The 25,079-nt window shown below is 70.8% G+C and carries 21 protein-coding genes and 1 riboswitch; of the genes, 7 read left to right on the top strand and 14 right to left on the bottom strand.

Going from position 1 to position 25,079, the window contains the following annotated elements; translation table 11 throughout:
- Positions 1 to 267 precede the first annotated feature (267 nt).
- Both CDO52_RS11905 and CDO52_RS11900 read left to right on the top strand, forming a co-directional pair.
- Positions 268 to 2,406, top strand: coding sequence for a primosomal protein N' (locus CDO52_RS11905; RefSeq protein ID WP_017617022.1), 2,139 nt, complete (start codon positions 268 to 270; stop codon positions 2,404 to 2,406).
- Positions 2,407 to 2,549: 143 nt separating this feature from the next.
- Complete coding sequence (locus tag CDO52_RS11900) at positions 2,550 to 3,320, top strand: nucleotidyltransferase domain-containing protein (RefSeq protein ID WP_026125463.1); 771 nt, start codon at positions 2,550 to 2,552, stop codon at positions 3,318 to 3,320.
- Between the two features lie 13 nt (positions 3,321 to 3,333).
- On the opposite strand, the gene CDO52_RS11895 is transcribed toward CDO52_RS11900, so the two are convergent.
- From CDO52_RS11895 to CDO52_RS11885, 3 genes are all read right to left on the bottom strand, one after another.
- On the bottom strand, positions 3,334 to 3,888 hold the full coding sequence (locus tag CDO52_RS11895) for a DinB family protein (RefSeq protein ID WP_017617024.1): 555 nt from the start codon (positions 3,886 to 3,888) through the stop codon (positions 3,334 to 3,336).
- Between the two features lie 102 nt (positions 3,889 to 3,990).
- Positions 3,991 to 4,818, bottom strand: coding sequence for an SAM-dependent methyltransferase (locus CDO52_RS11890; RefSeq protein WP_157745541.1), 828 nt, complete (start codon positions 4,816 to 4,818; stop codon positions 3,991 to 3,993).
- 196 nt (positions 4,819 to 5,014) lie between these two features.
- Entirely contained in the window at positions 5,015 to 6,400 is a 1,386-nt protein-coding gene (locus tag CDO52_RS11885; RefSeq protein ID WP_017617026.1) for an aminotransferase class V-fold PLP-dependent enzyme, read from the bottom strand.
- Between the two features lie 87 nt (positions 6,401 to 6,487).
- Positions 6,488 to 6,615, bottom strand: a riboswitch (SAM riboswitch).
- A 301-nt stretch (positions 6,616 to 6,916) separates the two neighbouring features.
- Here CDO52_RS11885 and CDO52_RS11880 point away from each other — a divergent pair.
- The 5 genes from CDO52_RS11880 to CDO52_RS11860 all read left to right on the top strand — a co-directional run bounded on the left by CDO52_RS11880 (position 6,917) and on the right by CDO52_RS11860 (position 11,839).
- Positions 6,917 to 7,297, top strand: coding sequence for a DUF3870 domain-containing protein (locus CDO52_RS11880; protein WP_094932382.1), 381 nt, complete (start codon positions 6,917 to 6,919; stop codon positions 7,295 to 7,297).
- Between the two features lie 6 nt (positions 7,298 to 7,303).
- A complete protein-coding gene (locus tag CDO52_RS11875) occupies positions 7,304 to 8,602 on the top strand; it encodes a CaiB/BaiF CoA transferase family protein (RefSeq protein WP_017617028.1) in 1,299 nt (432 codons plus the stop codon).
- A complete protein-coding gene (locus tag CDO52_RS11870; protein ID WP_017617029.1) occupies positions 8,599 to 9,789 on the top strand; it encodes an acyl-CoA dehydrogenase family protein in 1,191 nt (396 codons plus the stop codon). Before CDO52_RS11875 ends, CDO52_RS11870 begins: the two co-directional genes overlap by 4 nt.
- 66 nt (positions 9,790 to 9,855) lie before the next feature.
- Positions 9,856 to 10,320, top strand: coding sequence for a nitroreductase/quinone reductase family protein (locus tag CDO52_RS11865; protein ID WP_026125464.1), 465 nt, complete (start codon positions 9,856 to 9,858; stop codon positions 10,318 to 10,320).
- A gap of 262 nt (positions 10,321 to 10,582) precedes the next feature.
- Entirely contained in the window at positions 10,583 to 11,839 is a 1,257-nt protein-coding gene (locus tag CDO52_RS11860) for a DUF418 domain-containing protein (RefSeq protein ID WP_026125465.1), read from the top strand.
- 98 nt (positions 11,840 to 11,937) lie between these two features.
- On the opposite strand, the gene CDO52_RS11855 is transcribed toward CDO52_RS11860, so the two are convergent.
- The 11 genes from CDO52_RS11855 to carB form a co-directional block, all read right to left on the bottom strand.
- Positions 11,938 to 12,177 (bottom strand): hypothetical protein, encoded by a 240-nt coding sequence (locus CDO52_RS11855; RefSeq protein WP_017617032.1) that lies wholly within the window; start codon positions 12,175 to 12,177, stop codon positions 11,938 to 11,940.
- A 52-nt stretch (positions 12,178 to 12,229) separates the two neighbouring features.
- A complete protein-coding gene (locus tag CDO52_RS11850) occupies positions 12,230 to 13,495 on the bottom strand; it encodes an RNA-guided endonuclease InsQ/TnpB family protein (RefSeq protein WP_017617033.1) in 1,266 nt (421 codons plus the stop codon).
- A gap of 285 nt (positions 13,496 to 13,780) precedes the next feature.
- Positions 13,781 to 14,974 carry a methionine adenosyltransferase gene (metK, locus tag CDO52_RS11845; protein WP_094932381.1) on the bottom strand — a complete coding sequence of 398 codons (1,194 nt, stop codon included), beginning with the start codon at positions 14,972 to 14,974 and terminating at the stop codon, positions 13,781 to 13,783.
- Positions 14,975 to 15,320: 346 nt separating this feature from the next.
- Entirely contained in the window at positions 15,321 to 16,559 is a 1,239-nt protein-coding gene (gene coaBC, locus CDO52_RS11840; RefSeq protein ID WP_017617036.1) for a bifunctional phosphopantothenoylcysteine decarboxylase/phosphopantothenate--cysteine ligase CoaBC, read from the bottom strand.
- 45 nt (positions 16,560 to 16,604) lie between these two features.
- Positions 16,605 to 16,871, bottom strand: a complete 267-nt coding sequence (gene rpoZ / locus CDO52_RS11835; protein ID WP_017617037.1) for a DNA-directed RNA polymerase subunit omega — start codon at positions 16,869 to 16,871, stop codon at positions 16,605 to 16,607.
- Between the two features lie 89 nt (positions 16,872 to 16,960).
- Positions 16,961 to 17,557 (bottom strand): guanylate kinase, encoded by a 597-nt coding sequence (gene gmk / locus CDO52_RS11830; RefSeq protein WP_017617038.1) that lies wholly within the window; start codon positions 17,555 to 17,557, stop codon positions 16,961 to 16,963.
- A gap of 395 nt (positions 17,558 to 17,952) precedes the next feature.
- On the bottom strand, positions 17,953 to 18,276 hold the full coding sequence (mihF, locus tag CDO52_RS11825) for an integration host factor, actinobacterial type (RefSeq protein ID WP_017617039.1): 324 nt from the start codon (positions 18,274 to 18,276) through the stop codon (positions 17,953 to 17,955).
- 357 nt (positions 18,277 to 18,633) lie between these two features.
- The gene (gene pyrF, locus CDO52_RS11820; RefSeq protein ID WP_017617040.1) at positions 18,634 to 19,338 is read right to left on the bottom strand and encodes an orotidine-5'-phosphate decarboxylase; all 705 of its coding nucleotides are present in this window, start codon (positions 19,336 to 19,338) and stop codon (positions 18,634 to 18,636) included.
- Positions 19,339 to 19,629: 291 nt separating this feature from the next.
- Positions 19,630 to 20,592 carry a dihydroorotate dehydrogenase gene (locus CDO52_RS11815; RefSeq protein ID WP_017617041.1) on the bottom strand — a complete coding sequence of 321 codons (963 nt, stop codon included), beginning with the start codon at positions 20,590 to 20,592 and terminating at the stop codon, positions 19,630 to 19,632.
- Between the two features lie 109 nt (positions 20,593 to 20,701).
- Complete coding sequence (locus tag CDO52_RS11810) at positions 20,702 to 21,595, bottom strand: dihydroorotate dehydrogenase electron transfer subunit (protein WP_017617042.1); 894 nt, start codon at positions 21,593 to 21,595, stop codon at positions 20,702 to 20,704.
- A 166-nt stretch (positions 21,596 to 21,761) separates the two neighbouring features.
- Entirely contained in the window at positions 21,762 to 25,079 is a 3,318-nt protein-coding gene (carB, locus tag CDO52_RS11805; protein WP_026125466.1) for a carbamoyl-phosphate synthase large subunit, read from the bottom strand.

The raw sequence follows: 25,079 nt of genomic DNA, 5'->3' as shown, positions 1-25,079 counted from the left end.
CGTCTCGCCTACGCGGAACGTAGCCAACCAGAGGTCACCTCCTACTCGATCGTTGGCTCGGTCTGGTAACGGCAGGCCATCAGCCGGTAGGGCTGGAGGCCCCCTAGTTGACGAGGAGGATCCCGTTACCGATATCTCGTTCCTCAGCCACTGGCCAGCCGGTGGCTCGGATCCTTGTCTACCAGCTTCTCTCCCCCAGACTTCGGCATCCACAGCTCCACTCGCCGGATCCCTTCCTGTGGGTGCCCTCTGGTACACCTGACGGTGATGAATCCGCAGCCCGACCCCGACGAGGGGGTTCTCTTCGACGTTCCCCGCGCTGGGGTCACGGCCGCGTCGAAGGAGACGACGAAACAGAAGCGGCCGAAGAAGCGCAGGCCCGCCGAAGACCTGCCGGTCGCCCGTGTCGTCGTCGACACCCCGCTGCCGCACCTCGACCGCCTCTTCGACTACCAGGTGCCCGACACCATGGCGGAGGCGGCTGTTCCGGGGTGCAGGGTCCGGGTGCCCTTCAATGGCCAGCTCCTCGCGGGGTTCCTGATGGAGCGGGCAGCGGAGTCGGAGTTCCAGGGACGGCTGGCCTACCTGCACGACGTCGTGTCCAGCGAGGCGGTCCTCACACCCGAGATCGCCGACCTCGCTCGCGCGGTCGCCGACCGCTATGCGGGCACGCTCAACGATGTGCTCCGCCTCGCCATCCCGCCCCGGCACGCCCGTGTGGAGAAGGAGAAGGCCGCGAAGAAGGCCGAATCCGAGGGAGAGGAAGAGGAAGCCGCGCCAGACTCGATCGCAGAGCCCGCGGAGAGCGCGGAGACGTCGCGCCCTCCGGAACCCGGCCCGTGGGCGGACTACCCCGCCGGGCCGTCCTTCCTTGAGGCGGTCCATGACGGAGGCGCGCCGCGTGCTGTGTGGTCGGCGCTGCCCGGTTCCCAGCGGGCCGACGCGATCGCGGTGGCGACCGCAACCGCCCTGGCGGCACAGCGCGGAGCGGTGATCGTGGTCCCCGATGGCCGCGATGTCACGTTGGTGGACACCGCGCTCACCGAATGTCTGGGTGCCGGTCGCCACGCCGCCCTTACGGCCGACCTCGGCCCCGCCGAGCGCTACCGACGATGGCTGTCGGTGCTGCGCGGCGAGGTCCGCGCTGTGGTGGGCACACGCGCCGCGATGTTCGCGCCGGTCCGCGACCTCGGGCTGGTGGTCCTCTGGGACGACGGCGACGACGTGCACTGCGATCCGCACGCCCCCTACCCGCACGCGCGCACGGTGCTGTCGATACGGGCACACCGCGCCGGAGCCGCCGCGCTCATCGGCGGGTTCACCCGCACGACCGAGGCCACCCAGCTGATCGAGTCGGGGTGGGCGCACCCGCTCACCGCCGACCGCGAGACACTGCGCCGCCGCGCCCCGCGCGTGCGTGCGGCGGGCGACGACAGCGAGCTGGCCCGTGACGAGGCGGCCCGTTCGGCCCGACTGCCCAGTCTCGCCCTGCGCATCGCCCGCGAGGCCGCCCAGAGTGGGCCGGTGCTCATCCAGGTGCCGCGGCGCGGCTACGTCACCTCATTGGCCTGCGCGTCCTGCCGGGCTCCGGCCCGCTGCGACACCTGCCAGGGTCCGCTGGCGCTGCGCAGCGCGCACGCCATGCCGTACTGCCGCTGGTGCGGACGGATCAGCGGCGAGTGGAGGTGCACGGGGTGCGGGCATGGCCGGATCCGGGCCAACGTCGTGGGCGCCCGCCGCACCGCCGAGGAGCTGGGCCGGGCGTTCCCCTCTCTCACGGTTCGCACGTCGGGGCGCGACGAAGTCCTCACCGAGGTCGGCGACCGCCCCGCCCTGATCGTGTCCACCCCCGGCGCCGAGCCGGTGGCCGCCGGAGGCTACGCCGCCGCTCTGCTCCTCGACGGATGGGCGCTCCTCGGCCGCGCCGACCTGCGGGCCAGCGAGGAGGCGCTGCGGCGCTGGTGCAACGCCGCCGCCCTGGTGCGTCCGGCTGACGCGGGCGGCCAGGTGGTGGTGCTCGCGGAGGCGGGACTCCCGGCCACCCAGGCGCTCATCCGCTGGGATCCGGGCTGGTTCGCCTCCCGCGAGCTCGCCGAACGCCGGGAACTGGGTTTCCCGCCGGCGGTCGCCATGGCGTCGGTGACCGGCGAGGCCGCTCATGTCCACGAACTCCTCAACGGCATCAGCCTGCCGGAATCCGCCGAGCTCCTCGGCCCGGTGCCCATTACCACCGGCCCCGAGGCCGACCGCCCGGAGGGCGAACGCGTCGAACGCGCCCTTCTCCGCGTTCCCCGCAGCGCCACCCTCACCCTGACAGCGGCGCTGAAGGCTGCCGCATCGGCACGCAGCGCCCGCAAGGACGATCACCTCGCCCAGATCCGCGTGGACCCACTGCACGTGGTGTGAGGTCGCTCGCACCTGCCCCGAATGGCGGAAAAACGTTCGCGCGCGCACGAGTCCGCCGATAAGTTCGAAAACTTCCCATTTTCCGGGGAGTGCCCGGCGTGGGCAGCCGCGCCATGGACCTGTGTCAGGTGAACGGGAACATCATGAAGCACTCCAGTCCCGAGTTCGCAGCGCTCGCCGAGCGGGGGACCATCCTCCGCTGCCAGGTGGGATCCGGCGTACACGGCATCACGGTCGCCAGCCAGGATGACCGCGACGAGATGGGCATCTGTGTCGAACCGCCGGAGTACGTGATCGGACTGCGCGAGTTCGAGCAGTACATCTACCGCAGCCAACCGGAGGGAGTCCGCTCCGGCCCCGGCGACCTGGACCTGACGGTCTATTCGCTGCGCAAGTGGCTCCGGCTCGCCCTGTCCGGGAACCCCACGGTGCTGCTTCCGCTGTTTGTCCCGGAGTCGGAGATCGTCGAGGTCACCGAGCTGGGGCGAGAGCTGCGGGCCAATTCCGGGCGCATTCTCTCCCGGCAGGCCGGGCACCGCTTCCTCGGCTACCTGCGCGCCCAGCGCGACAGCATGCTCGGGCGGCGCGGCGGTCGGCACACGAACCGCCCCGAGCTCATCGAAGTGCACGGATTCGACGTCAAGTTCGCCTACCACATGGTGCGGCTCGGTGTTCAGGGCGTGGAGATGCTGGAGACCGGACGGATCACCCTGCCGATGCCGGACCCGTGGGCCACCTGGCTGCGCGAGGTGCGGCGCGGCGAGCACTCGATGGACGAGACGCTGGAGGCGGCAGGCGAGCTGGAAGCCCAGCTGGAAAAGCTCACTGCGACCTCGCACCTGCCAGAGCACCCCGACGCGGCATGGGCCGACGCCTGGCTGGTCGACGCCTACCAGCGCAGCTGGAGCGGCTGACCGATTTCCCGCCTCACACCGCGTCGGCCTGATGCGCCGGGTGGGCGCGGTAGAGGTCGCGGAGCAGGGCGATCTCGGCGCCGTGGTGGATGACTTCGCGGTTGATGTGCAGGGCGAGGGCGGCGAAGGGGAAGTCCGCCCACTGGGGTGGTTCTGCCATGCCGACCGGTGCGGCCAGGGCGTCGGCGTCGAGGGCGTGGACGCCCTCGCACCAACGGGTGTAGGCGCGCTGGAGACGGTCCAGTGCCTCCTCGGCGGTGGCCGGCCAGAGGGCGTCGCGGATCGTCATGGTGCCCGGACCGAAGTGGTGGTCGACGCGGAGCTCGAAGATGCCGACGACGATGTGGCCGAGCCGCCAGGCGATCGTGGTCACCGGCGGGGGCACGGGTTCCGGCCACTCCCAGTCGGCGACGAATGTGCCGTCGGGGCGTGGACGCACGGACCAGCAGTGGTCTACGGGTTCCCAGAAGTACTCGTCGTCGTCGAGCCCGCTCAGCCGCGGCCACAGTGAGGTGTCCCAGTAGAACTCGAGCTGGGCGAGGATCTCCCCGGTCCAGTTCAGTGTCATGGTGTCCCCCTCTCCCCTGGTCGGCCGCATCCGGCGAGAGCCGGGTGCGGCGTGCCGGGCTCGGCTCGAGTCCCGGCGCCCCTCGGCACGCCCCTACCGCCGTTACCGGCGTCCGACACCCGCCCGGATGCCGGTGCCCCGCGCCGCGACGGCCTCGTCCGGGTAGGGCCACCAGGCAAGGTCGGCGAGGCCGGGATCCAGCAGCGTGAACGGGCTGAAGACGGACTCGGCGCGTTGCCGGCGGTGCGGATCGTCGGTGGGGGCGTGGTGGTCGGTTGTCTCACCTCCCACGGTGATGTCCGTGTGCCCGGGCGGGCCGGGCGGCAGTGCGATCGCTACGCATCCCCCAGGGCACATGGCGCCGTGGAGGGCGCGGACGAGGTCGGAGGTCGGCACGTCGCCGCACTGCGGCGCGTCGGTGTCCACCAGGAAAAACGCCACGGGCTCGCCGAAGTCGACGAACCCGCGCAGTTCGAGGAGGGAGATGAGGGAGACCGGGTCCGGCCGGTGCATCGAGGCGACGGAGACGGTCTCTTCCCCGGCCGACGCGCACCCTCGCATCGGCAGCGTGGATCCGGTCTCGATGTAGACGACCCGGGCGTCCGGCGCGTGTCCGTGCACGGCGCGGCCGATGCCCTCGTCGAGGGGGACCCGGGAGCCGATGTCGACGAACTGCCGGATTCCGGCGTCGACCGCGAGGTACCCGGCGGCGCGCCGCAGGAAGGCGCGTTTGGCCCGGGTGACCTCGGGCGGCTCGGACGGCACGGGCGATGCCGCGGGCGCTCCGGGTTTCGCGGGTTCCGCCGCCTCCGCTCCTCCACGTTCCCCACGGCGCAGCCGGTGTTCGTCAATGTGGATGACGCGCGGCGGAGGCACATCGATTTCCGGTGGCCCCTCGACGATGTGCAGTGCCCGCCGCTCGTCAGTCACGATCGCGCTCTCCGAACCTTCGGCCGGTGCCTGGGCGCGCGGAACGGAGATCGCGGATCGTGTCCTTGGGTCCCCCGGGCTCCGTCGCCCTTTCGTTAGCGCCCGATGTTACCTCGTGTGAGCTATCTCATTCACCCGTCGAAAGTCCACCATGGGCGTCCTCGTTCTGCCCTGGACCAAGGACACTCGGCGGGTTTCACCGCAGCGGGCGCGGGTCGGGCAGCGGGGCGATACGGCCGTTGTCGTCGCGGTACTCCCAGCGCGGACCGTGGGCGGCGAGGCGCGCGACGGCTCCGATCAGCCGGTCGACGTGCTCCTCGGTGGTGCCCAGGCCGATGCTCGCGCGCACCGCCTGCTCGTGCTCCTCCGGCAGCAGGTGCCGGGTGAGCAGGTGGGCGCAGAACAGCCCGTCCCGCACACCGATGCCGTACTCGGCCGACAGGGCCGCCGCCACCAGGTCGCTGGCCAGCCCGTCGATCACGAAGGACACGATGCCGACGCGCGGGTGGTCGGTGTCCCACAGGGCCAGGTCCCGCACACCGGGGATCGCCGCCAGGCCGGTCCGCAGCCGATCGAGCAGCGCCTGCTCACGCGCGTGCAGCTCGTCCTGCCCGGCCTCCGTCAGGGTGTCGCAGGCCGCGGCGAGCGTCACCGCGCCCAGCACGTTGGGGCTGCCCGCCTCGTGGCGCGCGGGGAGGTCGTTCCACCGCACATCGTCCTCGGTGACATTGCCGGTGGCGCCGCCGCCCGCCAGGTAGGGGGTGGCGGCCTGCAGCCAGTCGGTGCGCCCCGCCAGAACACCCGCGCCGAACGGGGCGTAGAGCTTGTGCCCGGAGAAGGCGACGTAGTCGGCGCCCGTCGCCGAGAGGCCGAACGACTGGTGCGGGATGAGCTGGGCGGCGTCGACCACGATGCGCGCCCCGGCACTGTGCGCGACGGCGGTCAGCCGCTCGATCGGCCAGATCTCGCCGGTGACGTTGGAGGCACCGGTCACGCAGAGCAGACGCGGCCCCTCGGGCGCGGAGCGCAGTGCCTCGCGTGCCGCCTCGACCGCCGCGTCGGGGCTCTGCGGCAGTGGGAGGCGGATGACCTTGCCCGCCCTGCTCCCCCGGTGCTGCCAGGGCAGCAGGCTCGCGTGGTGCTCGGCGGCGAAGACGACGACGGTGCAGTCCTTCGGGACCGAGCGCGCCAGCAGGTTCAGCGCGTCGGTGGTGCCGCGGACGAACACCACGGCGTCGTTGTGGCGCGCGCCGACGAACCGGGCCACCGAGCGGCGCGCCTGCTCGTAGGCGTTGGTGCTGACCTGGGAGTGGAATCCCGCGCCCCGGTGCACGCTGGCGTAGTAGGGCAGGGACGCGTCCAGCACCTCGCGCACCGCCGCCAGGCACGGGGCACTGGCGGCGTAGTCGAAGTTCGCGTAGGTGACGCGTTCGCCGGTGACGAGCGGGATGCGGACGTCGGCGCCCACGATCGAGGTGTCGACCGCGGTGGCGCGGGAGGCGGCGGGCGTGGTGCGCGCACCAGAGGCCGGGGCGGGGGCGGCCGTGGGGCGGGTGGACGGGGTTGCGGCGACAGCGGTCATCGTGGCTCCTCCAAGGGCCGTCAGGGACCCCCGGGAGCACCACACAGCGCGTCGTCCTACAGCGCTGCCGTGGTACGAACCTGGTGGGGTCCGCGCTTGCCTGACACGGTTACGGGATGCGGTCGTGTCTCGACCTGGTCTTCACCCGGGGCACCCCACCGCGGAAGGAGGGTTGCCGGCCAGCAAGCCGGGGCTTGACGCTGGCGCTCATGACCTGGGTGGCACTATAGCGCACGGCCGGATGCCCCCGAACCGCCCCCACCCCCATGTCCGTCTCCGTCCCGGCGACGGCCGTCTCACCTGCGGGCCCGTTTGCCGTCGACCGATGCCGCGCCGTTCTCCCGCCACTCTCCCGCCCCCGGACGGTGGCGAGCGTTGACAACGCGGCACACTCATCGGAGATACTGAGGGCGACTGCCCTCCCGCTGTGGACGTCGGGTCTGCCCCGGCCGTCCTGTCAGGCGAGAGACTCCAGCACCGCCGGAGTTTCGCCTGCCCACCGGAGGGAGTTCCACCGTGCACGAACGCGATCGGCTGCAGCGCCTCCTCGACGATCCGCAGATCGTCCTCGTATCGGGCTACGCCCGCCTTCCCGACACTGTGGCGAGCCACTCCCAGTACGAGCGGCTCGGTGTCGTCCTCGCCGTGCACCTCGCCGATGGCCGGATCGTCGCCGCCGACACCACGCTCCTCACCGACCTCGCCAAGGAGTTCTTCCGCGCCCTGGTCGAGGGCCTGTCGGTCACCGACGACATCGCCGAGATCGCCGAACGCGTCCAGAGCCGCTACGCCGGACAGTCCGGGGCCGCGCTGACCACGGCGCTGCGCCGCTGCCTGGAGACCTACCACCAGCTCCGCGAGTCCCGAGCTTCAGCGCCGCAGCAGGAAGGGATGTAGCCAGCAGTGGACACACCCAACCCACAGTCCGCCCCGTCGGCCCAACCACTGGCCGGGGTCAGGATCGCCGATCTCTCCCGGGTCCTGGCCGGGCCGTACGCGACGATGCTCCTGGCCGACATGGGAGCCGAGGTCATCAAGGTCGAACACCCCGGCCGCGGCGACGATACCCGCTCCTGGGGGCCGCCCTGGGCGGGCGGCGAGGCCGCCTACTACCTCTCGGTCAACCGGGGCAAGCGCAGCCTCGCCGTCGATCTGAAGGACGAGGAGGGGCTGGCCGCCGTCCAGGACCTCTGCGCCCGCGCCGACGTGGTGATCCAGAACTTCCGCCCCGGAGTGATCGAGCGCCTCGGGCTGGACTACGCCACCATCGCGGCCCGCAACCCGGGCGTCGTCTACTGCTCGATCACCGGCTTCGGCCCCGAGCACGAGCCGGAGGGGCGTCCCGGCTTCGATCTCATCGTGCAGGCGGAGAGCGGCCTGATGGCGGCCACCGGCGAGCCCGATGGGCCGCCCAGCAAGGTGGGTGTGGCCATGACCGACGTGCTCACCGGCCTGAACGCGGCGGTGGCGATCCTCGGCGCGCTGCTGCGCGCACGCACGACCGGCGCCGGCGAGCACATCAGCGTCTCGCTCATCAACGCGGCACTGTCCAGCCTGGTCAACCTCACCCAGCAGGCCCTGGTGACCGGGGCGGACCCGCCGCGCTACGGCAACGCCCACTCCACGATCGTGCCCTACCAGGCGTTTCCCACCGCCGACGCCGACATCGTGATCGCCGCCGGGAACGACGCGCTGTACCGCAAGCTGTGCGCCGTGCTGAACCGCCCCGACCTGGCCGACGACCCCCGCTACGCGACCAACCCCGACCGGGTCGCGCACCGCGCGGAGCTGGTCGGCGAGATCAGCGCGACCCTGCGCGTTCGCCCCTCGGAGGAGTGGGTGAAGCTGCTGCTGGCCGCCGGGGTTCCGGTCGGCAAGGTGCGCGGGGTGCTGGACGCGATCCGCAGCGCCGAGGCGGCCGGGGACGACGCCGTGCTGGGCGTCGAGCACCCGGTGGCCGGGCCGATGGAGCAGATCCGCGCCGGTTTCCGGCTGGAGTCGGCGCCCGGGACCGCCGCGACCGACGGGCCCGCCCTCCCGCCCCCGCTGCTCGGCCAGCACTCCGCTGAGGTCCTGCGCGAGCTGGGGCTGCCCGAGGAGCGCGTCGAGGCCATGATCGAACGCGGCGCCGCGTACCAGCACACCAGCACTGCCACCGACACCGACACCGACACCGACACCGGAAAGGACGTCCCCAGATGAGCGAGCAGCGCAAGGCCGCACCGCCCGACCCGCACGACTTCTTGGCGGTGGACGACTCGCTGTCCGACGAGGAGCGCGACATCCGCGACACCGTCCGCGACTTCGCGGCCCGGGAACTGCGCCCGCACGTGGCCGACTGGTTCGAGGCCGGGACCATCCCCGACCCCCGTTCGTTGGCCAAGGCGTTCGGTGACCTCGGGGTGTTCGGGATGCACCTGGAGGGCTACGGGTGCGCGGGCGCGAGCGCCGTCGAGTACGGGCTGGCCTGCCGGGAACTGGAGGCGGTCGACTCGGGGCTGCGCAGCTTCGTGTCGGTGCAGGGGTCGCTGGCGATGACCGCGATCCACAAGTTCGGTTCGGAGGAGCAGAAGAACCACTGGCTGCCGCGCATGGCGGCGGGCGAGGCGATCGGCTGCTTCGGGCTGACCGAGCCCGACTCCGGCAGCGACCCGGGCTCGATGCGCACGCGCGCCCGCCGCGACGGGTCGGACTGGGTGCTGGACGGCACCAAGATGTGGATCACCAACGGCTCGATCGCCGACGTCGCGATCGTGTGGGCCGCGACCGACGAGGGCATTCGCGGTTTCGCCGTGCCCACCGACACGCCCGGCTTCAGCGCCAATCTCGTCCACAAGAAGCTGTCGCTGCGCGCCTCGATCACCTCGGAGCTGGTACTGGACGGTGTGCGGCTGCCGGGCGACGCGCTGCTGCCCGGATCGACGGGGCTCGGGGCTCCCCTCTCCTGCCTGAACGAGGCGCGCTACGGCATCGTGTGGGGGGCCGCCGGTGCGGCGCGCGCCTGCTACGAGGCCGCGCTGGAGTACGCGACGACCCGCGAACAGTTCGGTCGGCCCATCGGCGGTTTCCAGCTCACCCAGCGCAAGCTCGCCGACATGCTCGTCGACGTCAACCAGGCCGGGCTCACCGCGATGCAGATCGGGCGGCTCAAGGACCAGGGCCGGTGCCACCGCAACCACGTGAGCTTCGGGAAGTTCGCCTGCGTGGCGGCCGCCCAGCGCGTGGCCAGCACGGCGCGCTCGATCCACGGGGCCAACGGCATCACCCTGGAGTACCCGGTGCTGCGGCACATGCTCAACCTGGAAACGGTCGCCACCTACGAGGGGACCGAGGAGATCCACGCTCTCAGCCTGGGACAAGCGGTGACCGGCATCTCGGCGTTTCGCTGACGGGCGGCGGTCGCTGCGCTCGGCGTACCCAGCACAATAGTGGGGAGCCGAATTAGGGAGATGTCGATGGGGAACGACACGAGTCACTTCCGAATGACGAAGCTGCGGCGCACCGCCAACGCCGTCATCGGAGGCTTCATCAAGTACGGGGTCAGCCCGTCGGACATGCAGCTGCTCACGACGCGCGGCCGCACGTCCGGTTTCCTGCGGACGACGCCGGTGAGTCTGGTGGAGAACGAGCTGGGCCGGTTCCTCGTCGCTCCGTACGGAGAGGTGGACTGGGTGCGCAACATCCGCAAGGACGGATACGCCACCCTGCGCCACGGCGGCTGGATCGAACTGATCAGCGTCGTCGACGTCGACCCGGAGCGTGCGGCTCCGGTGCTCCGGGAGTACCTGCAGCACCCCCGCGTGGCCATTGTCGGCCCGTACTTCAAGGCGGCACCCGACTCCCCCCTCGAATGGTTCGCCGACGAGGCACAAGCGCACCCGGTCTTCGAGATCGTACGCAGCACCACCGTCCGGATCTGAGCCGCCCGAAAAGGGCTCGTGCCGAACAGGTCGGGCGCTCCCGTGGTCACGGGGGCGCCCTTTTCTGTGCGCTCAGCGCCCGGGGAGCGGCCCCGGAGCGGTGTCCGGGATCCCGACGTGCATGCGAGTACATCGAAAGCAGCACATGATCTCGGCTCCGCGCAGGACGCCCCGAACCCGGGTTGCCCACCACCCTGAGACCGGTATCAGCGCCAATGGGCGCAGCAGACGGTTCGATCGACGAGGGGGATGGGCGCACATCATGGAATCGACCCGGACACAGACCGCGGAAGCATCTCCCGCACCGCCGGGCACACGCTTGCCGCTCCTGGATGTCCTGCGCGGCGCGGCGATCATCGGCACGCTCGGAACCAACGTGTGGATCTTCGCGTCGCTGGGCTCCGAGGCCGCCCTTCTCAGCGGGGGCGGTGAGTTCGGGACGCTCGGTGACGCGCTCAGCGACCCGTCGCCGGGCACGGTGGTCTCCGGAGTGTTCCGCTGGCTCGCCAACGGCAAGTTCCTGACCATGCTGACGGTCCTGTTCGGCGTCGGGCTGGCCATCCAGTTCCGCTCGGCCGCCAAACGAGGATCCCGCTGGCCGGGCACCTACAAGTGGCGGGCGCTGTTCCTCTTCGCCGAAGGGCTGGTCCACTTCACGCTGGTCTTCGCCTACGACGTGCTCATGGGCTACGCGGTCACGTCCCTGGTGGTGGCCTGGCTCCTGTCCCGCTCCGAACGCGCCCGGAGTATCGCCCTGTGGACGGGCGCCGTTGTGCACGTGCTGGCCATGTCGCTGGCGACCGCAGCGCTGGTCTACGCGACCAGCGCGTTCGACGGCCCCGACACCGGATCGGCCGAGGCCCCGTCCGTCGATCCGGACGCGGTCCGCCTCTTCGCCGAGGGCAGCTACCTGGAGCAGGTGTCGTGGCGGCTGGACAACTTCTTCGGGGTCCTGCGCCTGGAGCCGGTCATCACCTTCACGATGATGGTGTTCCTCTTCCTGCTCGGCGTGCGGCTCTTCCGCGCCGGGGCGTTCGGCGACGACGCGACCGGGAGGCGCCTCCGCGTCCGGCTCATGGCCTGGGGCCTGGGCATCGGGGTGCCGTTCAACGTCGTCACCGCCCTGAGCGGCCCCGAGTTCTTCCTGATCGACCGCTACCTGGCGGCCCCCGTCGTGGGCGTCGGCCTCCTCGGCCTCATCGGCTGGCTCCTCGACCACGTGCGCGGAACCGGCCCCGTGGTCACCGGGCTGTCGTCACTCGGACGGACCTCGCTCAGTGGCTACGTCCTGCAGAACCTGCTCGCGATGCTGGCCTGCTACGGCATCGGCCTGGGCCTGGCCGCCAAACTCTCCGGATCCGGCCCCTGGTGGGTCATCGGCCTGTGGGCGGCGATCTCCCTCATCCTGATGACCGGCTCCACCCTCTGGCTCCGCCGCTTCGACCACGGCCCCTTCGAAGCCCTCCAGAAGTGGACCCTGTCCAAGATCCCCGACCGGCACCCGACGATCTCCGCCTGATCCTGTCCGCGCCCGGAAAAGCCCAGGGCCTGACTCCCTAAGGGAGCCAGGCCCACGCGTGTCAGGGCACCATCATGGCCGACCGAATGCGCGACGACTCAGTCGAAGAGCTCCTCGACCTTGCGGACCGTGGCCGCTCGCCGAACCCACTGGCTGAGCACATCAAGATCGGCGCACTCCCGAATACGCTTCTGCTGTTCAGCGTTGACCTTGAGTCCACGGGCCTCGAGAAAGACGATGATCGCCTCGGCCTCGCCCTCGGCCTTGCCTTCGATCTTGCCCTCGGCGATGTGCTTGCGGGCGAAGTCCGTCTGCCACTCGTAGGTTCCGGTCGCCATCAGGGCCTCCCAGGTCTTCTATGCCGCTGAGCTGAGCTTGGACACGATGTAGTCATTTTGACGTCCTCCCGGCTTTCAAGGGACCGGGATTCCATCCCGACCCAGGCGCGAGTCGGGATGGCGGTTCCTGCTTCACAGACCGCCCGACGGCGAGGTCTCCACAGGCTGACACGGCAAGCCCTGCCGCGTTGACGTTCTTCGCCGCGTTCACATCAGCGTTCTCCGTGTGCCCGCACGACTTGCACCGGAACACCGCTTGGCTCTCACGGTTTCCCGGTTCGACGTGCCCGCATCCATGGCAGGTCTGCGACGTGTAGGCGGGATCGACTTCGACGATCGTTGTTCCGGTCCGGCGTGCGGCGTTGGCCAACGCCACCTCAAAGGCGTGCCACCCCTTTGCGAGGATGGTCCGATTCAAACCGGCCTTAGCACGCACGCCGCGCCCGGGAGCGCTGACGGTTCCCTTCACGGAGCGGACCATCCCGGAGGTGTTCAGCGCTTCCAGCACCACGACCGCATTCTTGGCGCACAGCGGTTTCGCCGTCTGGGCTTGGAAGTCCGCGCGCCGGTCGCGCACCCTCCCGGTGAGCCGGGACAGCTGCGCCCGGGTCCTGGCACGGCTCGCGCTGCCCATGCGCTGCCGGGACAACCGCTGCCGCAGCCGACGTTCCCGCTCCGCTTCCTTCGAGGTCTGGAACTGCCGGTCGAACAGGTCGCCGTCGCTGGTGGCAACCGCCACGGTCACGCCCCGGTCGATGCCGACCGACGTCGTCGGCGCCGCGTGCACCTCGGGGGCGGCGGTCCCGTCCTCGCACAGCAGGGACACGATCCAGTGACCGCTCTCACACCGGACTGTGGCGGAGCGGACAGCGCCCCTAGGGGCGCGCGACCAGCGGAACCGCACCCAGCCCAGCTTCGGCAGCTTGAGGCGCCCCCACCTGCGTCCAAGGCGTTCCATCTGGATGTTCTTGCCGTCAGGGAACCGGAAGGACGGCTTCCAACGGTGCTTGGTCCGCCAGTGGACCTTGAATGTGCCATGCCTCGCGCACGCGGCGTCCAGGTCTTTCAGCGTCTGTTGAAGAGTCTGGGCCGGGACGGTCTTGAGCCACTCCTCTTCGGTCGTGGCTTCCTTGAGCTGTCCGCACTGGTAGGCGTATCCGGGGAACGGGTTGGACTGTCCGCGCTCCCAACGCTTCACCGCCTGCCTACGCTGGTCGAGGGCGGTGTTCCACACCGCGCGGCAGATATCACCGTAGGTTCGGCACTGCTCGTCCTGCTCTGGGGTGAGCGTGAGACGGTACCGGTAGCCGGTCAGCATAGCGGGGGAACACCCCCTCTCAGTCCAGGCCAGCACTCTAGCGGGCGGGTACGACATTGCTCCGGGAGGCGATTCACCGCCGCACTAACGGGACGGGGCTCCCTAACCGAGGAATAGCGGAACACTACTGAAGGTGACCGACAGTTTCCAAAGAATCAACGAGAATCCGTCTACCTGTGCTTTAGTCCCTAGTTTTGGGCACGTCCGGAAATGGCTGAGGCCCGCCTCCCTCGAAAGGGAGGCGGGCCTCAGTCGTGTGTCGTTGCGCCGACGATCGAGCGGCTGTTAGGCGCCCACGGCGGACTTGAGGGCCTCGGCGCGGGTGGGCTGCTCCCACGTGAACTCGGGGATCTCCCGGCCGAAGTGGCCGTAGGCCGCGGTGTTGGAGTAGATCGGGCGGAGCAGGTTGAGGTCGCGGACGATGGCGGCGGGGCGGAGGTCGAAGACCTCCTGGACGGCCTTCTCGATGACGTCCGGGGCGACCTGCTCGGTGCCGAAGGTCTCGATGAACACGCCGACCGGGTGGGCCTTGCCGATCGCGTAGGCGACCTGGACCTCGGCGCGGTCGGCGAGGCCGGCCGCGACGATGTTCTTGGCGACCCAGCGGGTGGCGTAGGCGGCGGAGCGGTCGACCTTGGACGGGTCCTTGCCGGAGAAGGCGCCGCCGCCGTGGCGGGCGTAGCCGCCGTAGGTGTCGACGATGATCTTGCGGCCGGTCAGGCCGGCGTCGCCCATCGGGCCGCCGATCTCGAAGCGGCCGGTCGGGTTGACGAGCAGACGGTAGTCGTCGGCCTCCAGACCGTAGTCAGCGACGACCGGAGCGATGACGTGCTCCTTGATGTCCGGGGTGAGCAGCTCACCCAGGTCGATGTCGGGGGCGTGCTGACTGGAGACGACGACGGTGTCCAGGCGGACCGGGGTCTGGCCGTCGTACTCGACCGTGACCTGCGTCTTGCCGTCGGGGCGGAGGTAGGGGACGGTGCCGTCGTGGCGAACCGCCGAGAGGCGCTGGGAGAGCGCGTGCGCCAACTTGATCGGCAGCGGCATCAGCTCGGGGGTCTCACGGTTGGCGTAGCCGAACATCAGACCCTGGTCGCCCGCGCCCTGACGGTCGAGCGCGTCGTCCTCGTTCTCCACGCGGGCTTCGTAGGCGGTGTCGACGCCCTGCGCGATGTCCGGCGACTGAGCGTCGATGGAGACGCTGACGCCGCAGGAGGCCCCGTCGAAGCCCTTCGCGGAGGAGTCGTAGCCGATGTCGAGGATCTTCTTGCGGACGATCTCGGGGATGTCGACGTAGGTCTTGGTGGTGACCTCACCGGCGATGTGCACCTGTCCGGTGGTGATCAGCGTCTCGACGGCGACCCGGCTCCTGGGGTCGTCGACGAGCATCGCGTCGAGGATCGCGTCACTGATCTGGTCGGCCATCTTGTCGGGGTGGCCTTCGGTGACCGACTCGGAGGTGAAAAGACGACGGGACACGTTAAGTGACTCCTTGCAGCGGCTGCTGGCTGACAGTTGTCGGATCGGCACGGCATTCGCCGAGGCGGTGGGGGTCCCCGGTGATAACCGACCGAATCGCTTGGTTTATTGGCTTCACTGTAGTGGGGCTTCCACCACCGTGGTGCGAGCGAGGGATGTGGGCGAGCCGCGTCGGCCGCCCCAAGGACGGCCCGTGCCGAGGCACGACTTGCGGAACGCCACGTCCAACGTCTCTGACCGCAGTGTGACGCACAGGGCACCGGAAAATCCAGACTTACCGGCATACCGGGTTTGATCTGGGATTTTCCGTGCCGCACAGCGAAACGAGGTTGCTGCCCACGCAACACTACCGCTGGGTATCCCCGCGAGGGCGGGGGGTCAGACGGTCGGCGACGAGATCCCAGACACGGTCGGCCAGGGCCTCCTTGGGACCGTGCGGGATCTCGGTGGCCGAGCCGTCCGCGCCCAGCACGACGGCCTGGTTGTCCGCGGTCCCGAACGCCTTGCCGCCACCCACCTGGTTAACGACGAGGAGGTCACAGCCCTTGCGGGCGAGCTTCTGGCGTCCGTGCTCCAGCACGCGGTCGGTTTCGGCGGCGAAGCCGACGATGAGCTGCCCGGGATGGGCGCGGTCGCGGGTGAGCCCGGCGAGGATGTCGGGGTTCTCCACCAGCTCGATCGGGGCGGGGCCGGAGCCGGCCTGCTTCTTGATCTTGCCGGGGGCGCGCTCGGCGGGCCGGAAGTCGGCGACGGCGGCGGCCATCACCACGACGTCGGCCTTGTCGCTCTCGGCCAGCACGGCCTCCTGCAGCTCCACGGCGGAGCGCACCCGGCGTACGTCCGCCCCCGCCGGGTCGGGCAGGGTGACGTTGGCCGAGAGAAGTGTCACGTCGGCGCCCCGGGCCACCGCGGTGGCCGCCAGGGCGTAGCCCTGGCGGCCCGACGAGCGGTTGCCGAGGTAGCGGACCGGGTCGATGTCCTCGCGCGTGCCGCCGGCCGTGATGAGGACGCGCCGCCCGGCGAGGTCGGCTTCGAGGCCGCCGCGTGCCAGGACCCGCCGTCCGGCGGCGAACAGGTCCGCGGGGTCCGGCAGCCGCCCCCGGCCGGTGTCGGCCCCGGTGAGCCGCCCCACCGCGGGATCGAGCACGATGGCGCCGCGCGCGCGAAGCGTCGCGACGTTGGCCTGGGTCGCCGGGTGCTCCCACATCTCGGTGTGCATCGCCGGGGCGAACACCACCGGACATCGCGCGGTGAGTAGCGTGTTGGTCAGGAGGTCGTCGGCGAGGCCGTGGGCGGCCTTGGCCAGCAGGTCGGCGGTGGCCGGGGCGACGAACACGAGGTCGGCGCGCTGCCCGATGCGGACGTGCGGCACCTCGTGCACCGCGTCCCAGACACCGGTGGCGACGGGTCGGCCGGACAGCGCCGCCCAGGTGGGCTCTCCGACGAACCGCAGCGCGTCGGCGGTCGGGACGACCTGGACGCTGTGCCCGGACTCGGTGAACAGGCGCAGCAGCTCGCACACCTTGTAGGCGGCGATTCCGGCGCCGACCCCCAGGACGACCTCAGGTGAGTTTTCGGTAGTCACGGCAGGACTCTAGCCAGGCGGGCCCGCGCGGCGGCGGGCCGCCCCTTAGGAACCCTCGTAGGGCTCAGCGGTGAGCAGCCCGGCCTTGACCTCGCGCAGCGCGATGGACAGGGCCTTCTCCTGGACCTGGGTCTCGACCAGCGGGCCGACGTACTCCAGCAGGCCCTCGCCCAGCTGGGCGTAGTAGGCGTTGATCTGGCGGGCGCGCTTGGACGCCATGGTGACCAGGCTGTACTTGCTGTCGACGCACTCCAGGAGCTCGTCGATGGGCGGGTTGGTGATGCCTTCGGCGACGGCCTCGGTGCCAGCCACGTGGGTCCCCTCTGGACAGTCGGCGGCCCCATACGGGACCTGCGGGTTGGTGTTCGATTGCAGACTAGTCGACGCGGGTGCGCCGGTTATCACATCTGCGGTGCGAGGATCAACGCTAGCAGTTCATCGCGTACATCCTCGACGGACGTGTTGGTGAGGGTGCGGTCGAACTCCTTCTCCGCCGCGAGTTCGACGCGAGCGGTGTCCAGTCGGCGCTGGACCACCTCCGCTGACTCGGTGCCCCGGCCGGTCAGCCGGCGCACCAGCTCCTCCCAGGACGGCGGGGCCAGGAAGACGTGGAACGCCCCGGGCATGTTCTCGCGCACCTGGCGGGCGCCCTGCAGGTCGATCTCCAGCAGTACCGGCACTCCGGCGCGCAGACGCTCCTCGACCGGGGCGCGGGGGGTGCCGTAGCGGTTGCCCGCGAACTCGGCCCACTCCAGCAGGCCGCCCTCGGCGATCATCCGGTCGAACTCGGCGTCGGTGACGAAGTGGTACTCGACACCGTCGGTCTCCCGCGGCCGCGGCGGACGCGTGGTCACCGAGACCGACAGCCACACTTCGGGGTGCCGCTCCCGGATCTCCCGCACGACCGTGCTCTTGCCCACGCCGGAGGGGCCGGACAGCACGGTGAGACGTTTCGCCGGGCCGCTCTGGTCGGCGCCGATGGCGGATTCCGTAGGCACGTGAAGATCAAACTCTCGATGTCGCGGGTCGCTGGCGCGTGGCGGGCCGGGCGGGCGCCGCACGGTCGCGACGGCGTGCGGATGCGTCCGCGACGTGATGCGCCGCAGGTCGGGATCGACGTGACGTCGACGCGAGGCGGCGGTCCGGTGCGCGGACTGTGGATGATTGGTCTTTTATACCACTGTGCCGCGGCGCGGCTGACGGAGTTGCCCCGGATCCTCCAGGGCTCCTCCGCCGGCACCGCACCGCGGCACAGGGGCGTCCGCTTCACGAAGGCCGACCGCCGTCGGCGGCCGACCGCTACAGCGTCAGGTCCGGCACGCGGGCTCGCGTCCGAGCACCGGACCTCCGCGCGATTCCCACCGACAGTGGGGAACCGCACACACGCCGATCGCTACTCGGTCTTTTCGCCGAATTCCTTCTCCAGGGACGAGCGCTGGTTGGCGCCCAGCCCCCGGACGCGACGGGACTCGGCGATGTTGAGCCGCTCCATGATCTGCTTGGCGCGGACCTTGCCGACGCCGGGGAGCGACTCGAGCAGAGCAGAGACCTTCATCTTGCCGATGACGTCATCGGTCTGGCCGTCGGCGAGAACCTCGGAGAGGCTGATGCCGCCGTGCTTCAGCTTGCTCTTGACTTCCGCGCGCTCTTTTCTGGCCTTTGCGGCTTTTTCCAGAGCCGCGGCGCGCTGTTCGGGTGTGAGGGGAGGAAGGGCCACGCCGGGTCACCTCGGTTTTCTCTCGTTTGTAGAGGGCGGACGCCTGCGCAAGTTAGTAGGTTCCGACCCTGTTCGGCAACGCAAAGTGGCCTTTCAAGCGGCTTTTCCTCAAACTAACTACCTTCTGTGACCATCCGACTGCGCACAGGTGCGAAACTTGCCGCTTTTCGCCCCCTCGCGAGAGATAACCGTTTCGGTTTCCCGCCCCGCGAAAGCGAGTGCCGCAGGTCACAAGCTTCCGCGAGCGACCGCGTTTCGGACATGCCGGATTTGTCGCCGAACGTGACCGGATCCGGCCACTTTCGGGACCGACCTCCTCGATCGCCCGAGCCAACCCGGACACCCGGTGGGGGCGCCTCAGGCCGACGGGGTCGACTGCGCACGGCGCAGCGCCGCCGCGATCGACGCCGCCGCGGCACCGGGATCGGCCGCGCGGGTGATGGGCCGCCCGATGACGAGCAGGTCGGCTCCGGCCTCGATCGCCTCCTCCGGCGTCGCCACCCGGGCCTGGTCGCCTCTCTCCGCGCCCGACGGGCGCACCCCCGGCGTGATCAGCGTGATGTCGGGACCCACTTCTGCGCGCAGCGAGGCGACCTCCCATGGCGAGCAGACCAGCGCCCGCGCCCCCGACTCCACGGCCAGTACCGCGAGCCGCCGGGCGGCCTCGGAGGCCGGGCCGCGCAGCCCGATCTCGTCCAACGCCTTCTCGTCCAGCGATGTGAGGACCGTCACCGCCGCGATCTGGGTCTGCGGGGCCGCCTCCACCGCCGCCTTGACCATGTCCCGGCCACCGGCCGCGTGCACGGTCAGGATCGACGGCTTGAAGCGGGCCATGTTGCGCGCCGCCCCGCCCACGGTGGCCGGGATGTCGTGCAGCTTCAGGTCGAGGAAGACGTCGACCTTGTTGGCCCCGCGGACGGTGGTGATCACCTCGGGGCCATAGCGCAGGTACAGCTCCAGCCCCACCTTGACCGTGCTGACGTGCGGCGCCACCGCCGACGCCCACCGGGCTGCTGTCTCGATCTCGGGTGCGTCGATGGCGACGGCGATTGGCGCGGCCACGATCGTTCTCCTTACGTGTCGCAGTGCGAGCGAATGCGGATGTGCGGGTTGTAGGCGGAGCGGAACAGCGAACAGCGAACACTGCGGGGGCAGCGGCTCCGCCGTCGGTATGGACAGACACAGGCACAGGCACTGTCACTGACACACTGCCACCTGCGATTCCCCGGTTTGCCGGGTTCATGCGTGCGACAGCGATGATGCTTGTACGGCGCCCAGACGGCGCTAGCCGCCCGAACCTGGTGGGATGACCCACCGAGCCTGGTTCGGTCCCGTGAGGCCGCAGGGGCCGTTTCAGAGCGTTGCGGACGTGTTTCCCAGAGCAGCCCCCATCGGTCGGTGCGCGGTCCCTATAAGGTCGGCGATCCGCGTCACCCCCCGGTCGTCCAGCGTCTCCTCCAGTTCGCGCAGGATACGCACACACGCCGAGGGGTCGGCGAAGTTGATCGTCCCCACGGCCACCGCCGAGGCCCCGGCCGCCAGGAACTCCAGTACGTCGGCGCCGGTGCGCACCCCGCCCATGCCGATGATCGGCACGTGCGGCAGCGCGGCGTGCACCTCGTAGACGCAGCCCACGGCGATCGGGCGGATGGCCGGACCGGACAACCCGCCCATCCCCCCGGCGACCGCCGGGCGCAGGGTACGCGGGTCGATGGTCATCCCGCGTACCGAATTGACCATCGACAGGCCGTCGCCGCGCGCCTCGACGCACGCTGTGGCCAACCCGACCAGGTCGGGCACGTCCGGTGCGAGCTTGGCGAAGACCGGGACGTCGGAGCGCGTGTGCGAGCGCACCGCGCTCACCACCCGCGCCGCCTCCTCGGGGTCGTCGGCGAAATGCCGCCCCTGTCCCGCCGGGTTCGGGCACGACAGGTTGATCTCGATCACATCGACCCCCGGCGCGTCGGAGATCCGCCGCGCCAGCTCCCCGTACTCGCCGGCACTGCCCCCGGCGACGGAGACCACGGCCCGCCCGCCGCGCGAGATCAGCCACGGCAGGTCGCGCTGGAGCAGCACGTCGACTCCGGGCCCCTGCAGCCCGGTGGCGCTCAGCATGCCGCTGGGCGTCTCGGCGACGCGCGGCGCCGGGCGGCCCGCGCGCGGCTCCAGCATCACCGACTTGGTCGTCACCGCGCCGATCCGCGCGATGTCGAAGTACTGCGCCAGTTCCCGCCCGCTGCCCGCGCAGCCGGCCGCCGTCATGACGGGGTTCTCCAGCTCCACGTTGCTCAGCCGGGTCCGCAGGTCAGGGCTCATCCCCGGGGCGCCTTTCGTGTCCTGAGGGGGTGCGGGGGTGCGGTGCCGCCCCCGCCTGGGAGAGGGCGGGAGGGGCGTGCGGACGTCCCGCCGCCGGGGCCGCGGCCGCTCACCCGGCTTCCCGATCGGTGACGTCGCTGTCGTGGTGGGCCTTCCAGCCCGGCGCGCCCAGCGCGTCGAACGGGATCGTGCCCACGTCGTCGAAGCGCACGCGCTCGCCGCGGAACACCGGCCCGTCCATGCAGGTGCGCACCATCCGGGTGATGCCGTCCTCCCCCACGACCGGGATCACGCAGGTCATGCACAGCCCGGTCCCGCACGCCATCGTCTCCTCCACGGCGACCTGCACCGGGATGCCGTGGGCCGAGGCCACGGCGGTGACCTCGCGCAGCATCGGCATCGGGCCGCAGGAGTAGACGACATCGGACCGCGCGTCCTCGATCACCCGCCCGAGGGCGTCGGTGACCGCGCCGTGCACACCGAAGGAGCCGTCGTCGGTGGTGAAGGTCGCGGTCTCGGCGACCCGGCGGGCGGTGATGGCGCTGAACACCCGGTCGGCCGAGGCCGCGCCGAGCACGAAGTCCACCCGGCACCCCCGGCGGCGCAGGGAGAGCGCCAGCGGGAACAGCGGGGCCGCGCCGGAGCCGCCCCCGGCCAGCACGCAGTTGACCGGGTCGCGCGGCAGCGGGAAGGGGCGCCCCAGCGGCCCGACGATGTCGAGCAGGTCGCGCGAGCGCCGCTCGGACAGCCACGCCGTGCCCTGGCCGCGCACCGAGAACAGGAACTCCACGGTGCCGCCGTAGTCGGGCTTGACGTCGTGGATGGCGAACGGACGGCGCAGCAGCGTGCTGGACTGCTCCCCGCCGACGGCGACCGAGACGAACTGTCCGGCGCGGAAGCGCTCGGCGATGCCCGGTGCCACCACGGTGATCGCGTAGTAGGCGTCCACCCGGCGCACGGTCAGCACCGGGCAGCGGATCTGGACCGGCCCCTGCTCGTTCATCGGGCCCTCCCGCCCACGCGCGGCCGCCCCGCTGTCCTCGCCGGGGTGGGGGCTAGGGCTAGGGGCGCCGGTATCCCAGCCCGTCGTCCACGGGACGGGGGTACTCCCCCGCTCGCAGCGATCTCCTCACGTCCGGTCACCGGCGCGCCCCTCGCTCCCTACGTGCTCAGTCGGTGGACCCGCGCAGGGACGCGGCGTGCTCCTGGAGGGAGCGCACACCGATGTCACCGCGCACCAGGGCTTCGATCCCCTGCACGGCCGCGGCCAGCCCCTGCACCGTCGTCACGCTCGGCACGCCGCGCAGGACCGCGGCGGTGCGGATCTCGTAGCCGTCGAGACGCGGCCCGGACTGGCCCGCCCCGCCGAACGGCGTGTTGACGATGAGGTCCACGTCTCCATCGTGGATGAGTTGCACGATAGTGGGTTCGTTGTCGGCTCCGGGGCCTTCGCTGTGTTTCCGAACCACGCGGGCCTCGACCCCGTTGCGTCGAAGGACCCACGCGGTGCCCTCGGTGGCCAGGATCTCGAAGCCGAGGTCGGCCAGCCGCTTCACCGGGAAGATCATCGAGCGCTTGTCCCGGTTGGCGACCGAAACGAACACCGAACCCGAGGTCGGCAGCGACCCGAAAGCGGCCTGCGAGGACTTGGCGTAGGCCGCGCCGAAGGCGGCGTCCAGGCCCATGACCTCGCCGGTGGAGCGCATCTCCGGGCCGAGGACGGTGTCGACGCCCTCGCCCTTCTTGTCGATGAAGCGGTTGAAGGGCAGCACCGCCTCCTTGACCGAGACCGGCGCGTCCATCGGCAGGGTGCCGCCGTCGCCCTCGGCCGGGAGCAGCCCCTCGGCGCGCAGCTCGGCGATGGTGGCGCCGAGCATCACCCGAGAGGCGGCCTTGGCCAGCGGCACCGCAGTCGCCTTGGAGACGAACGGCACCGTGCGCGAGGCGCGCGGGTTGGCCTCCAGCACGTAGAGCACGCCCGAGGCGAGCGCGAACTGGATGTTGATCAGGCCGCGCACGCCGGTGCCCCGGGCGATCGCCTCGGTGGAGTAGCGGATCCGCTCGTAGTCCTCGTTGCCGAGGGTCACGGCGGGCAGCGCGCACGCCGAGTCGCCGGAGTGGATCCCGGCCTCCTCGATGTGCTCCATGACGCCGCCGAGGTAGAGGTCGGTGCCGTCGTAGATCGCGTCCACGTCGATCTCGATGGCGTCGTCGAGGAAGCGGTCGATCAGCACCGGGTATTCCGGGCTGACCTCGGCGTTGCGCTGGATGTAGTCGCGCAGCATGTCCTCGCCGTAGACGATCTCCATGCCGCGTCCGCCCAGCACGTAGGAGGGCCGGACCATGACCGGGTAGCCGATCTCGGCGGCGACCTCGCGCGCCTCCTCGAACGAGGTGGCGGTGCCGTGCTTGGGGGCGGGCAGCCCGGCGTCGGTCAGCACCTTGCCGAACTCGCCGCGGTCCTCGGCCAGGTCGATGGCCTCGGGGCTGGTGCCGACGATCGGCACCCCGGCCTCCTTGAGATCGCGGGCGAGCCCGAGCGGGGTCTGCCCGCCCAGCTGCACGATCACCCCGGCGACCGGGCCGGTGAGCTGCTCGGCCCGGACGACCTCCAGCACGTCCTCCAGGGTCAGCGGCTCGAAGTAGAGCCGGTCGCTGGTGTCGTAGTCGGTGGAGACGGTCTCGGGGTTGCAGTTGACCATGACGGTCTCGTAGCCGGCCCCCGACAGCGCGAAGGAGGCGTGCACGCAGCTGTAGTCGAACTCGACGCCCTGGCCGATGCGGTTGGGTCCGGAGCCCAGGATGATCACCTTGGGCCGGGTGCCCTCGGGGACCTCGGTCTCCTCGTCGTAGCTGGAGTACAGGTAGGGCGTCCGGGCGGCGAACTCGGCCGCGCAGGTGTCCACGGTCAGGTAGACGGGGTGAACGCCCATGGCGTAGCGCAGCTCCCGGACGACCTCCTCGGACTTGCCGGTGATCTCGCCGACCTGCGCGTCGGAGAAGCCCAGCCGCTTGGCCGTGCGCAGCGACTCCGCGTCGAGCTTGGGCGCCGCGGCGATCGTGCGGGCGGTCTCCTCCAGCAGCATGAGCTGGTCGACGAACCACGGGTCGATCCGGGTGGCGGCGTGCACGTCGGCGACGCTCGCCCCGGCGCGCAGCGCCTGCTGCACCAGGCGCAGCCGCTGCTCTCCGGGGACGGCGGCGGCCCGCAGCAGGGCCTCCTTGCCGCGGACGTCGCCCACGCCGGGCTCTCCGGCCCAGGTCAGGCCGACGCCCTTCTTCTCCACCGAGCGCATGGCCTTCTGCAGCGCCTCGGGGAAGGACCGGCCGATGGCCATGGCCTCGCCCACCGACTTCATGGTGGTGGTCAGCGACGTGTCGGCGCCGGGGAACTTCTCGAAGGCGAACCGCGGCACCTTGACGACGACGTAGTCGAGGGCCGGCTCGAAGCTGGCCGGGGTCTCGCGGGTGATGTCGTTGGGGATCTCGTCGAGCGTGTAGCCGACGGCCAGCTTCGCGGCGATCTTGGCGATCGGGAAGCCGGTGGCCTTGGAGGCCAGCGCGGAGGACCGGGAGACGCGCGGGTTCATCTCGATGACGATCATCCGGCCGGTCTCCGGGTGGATGGCGAACTGGATGTTGCAGCCGCCGGTGTCCACGCCGACCTCGCGGATGACCGCGAGGCCGATGTCGCGCATGTGCTGGTACTCGCGGTCGGTCAGGGTCATGGCCGGGGCGACGGTGATGGAGTCGCCGGTGTGCACGCCCATCGGGTCGAGGTTCTCGATGGAGCAGACGACGACCACGTTGTCGTTGGCGTCGCGCATCAGCTCCAGCTCGTACTCCTTCCAGCCGAGGATGGACTCCTCCAGGAGCACCTCGCTGGTCGGCGACAGGTTGAGCCCCTGCCCGGCGATGCGGCGCAGGTCGGCCTCGTCGTGGGCGAAGCCGGAGCCGGCGCCGCCCATGGTGAACGACGGCCGGACGACGACCGGGTAGTCGAGCTCCTCGGCGGCGTCCAGGCACTCCTGCAGGGTGTGGCAGATGCGGGAGCGGGCGGACTCGCCGCCGATGCGCTCGACGATGCCCTTGAAGGTCTCGCGGTCCTCCCCCGAGCGGATGGCCTCGATGTTGGCGCCGATCAGCTCGACGCTGTACTTGGCGAGCACACCCGACTCGTGCAGGGCGACGGCGGCGTTGAGGGCGGTCTGCCCGCCCAGGGTGGGCAGCAGGGCGTCGGGGCGCTCCTTGGCGATGATCTTCTCGACCATCTCCGGGGTGATCGGCTCGACGTAGGTGGCGTCGGCGATCTCCGGGTCGGTCATGATCGTGGCCGGGTTGGAGTTGACCAGGATGACGCGCAGGCCCTCGGCCTTGAGCACGCGGCAGGCCTGGGTACCGGAGTAGTCGAACTCCGCGGCCTGCCCGATCACGATCGGCCCGGAGCCGATCACGAGAATAGATGACAGATCACTACGGCGCGGCAT

Origin of the sequence: Nocardiopsis gilva YIM 90087 (assembly GCF_002263495.1) — a bacterium.
In the GTDB taxonomy this organism is placed as follows: Bacteria; Actinomycetota; Actinomycetes; order Streptosporangiales; family Streptosporangiaceae; genus Nocardiopsis_C; species Nocardiopsis_C gilva.
This window is presented reverse-complemented; position numbering and strand designations above follow the sequence as displayed.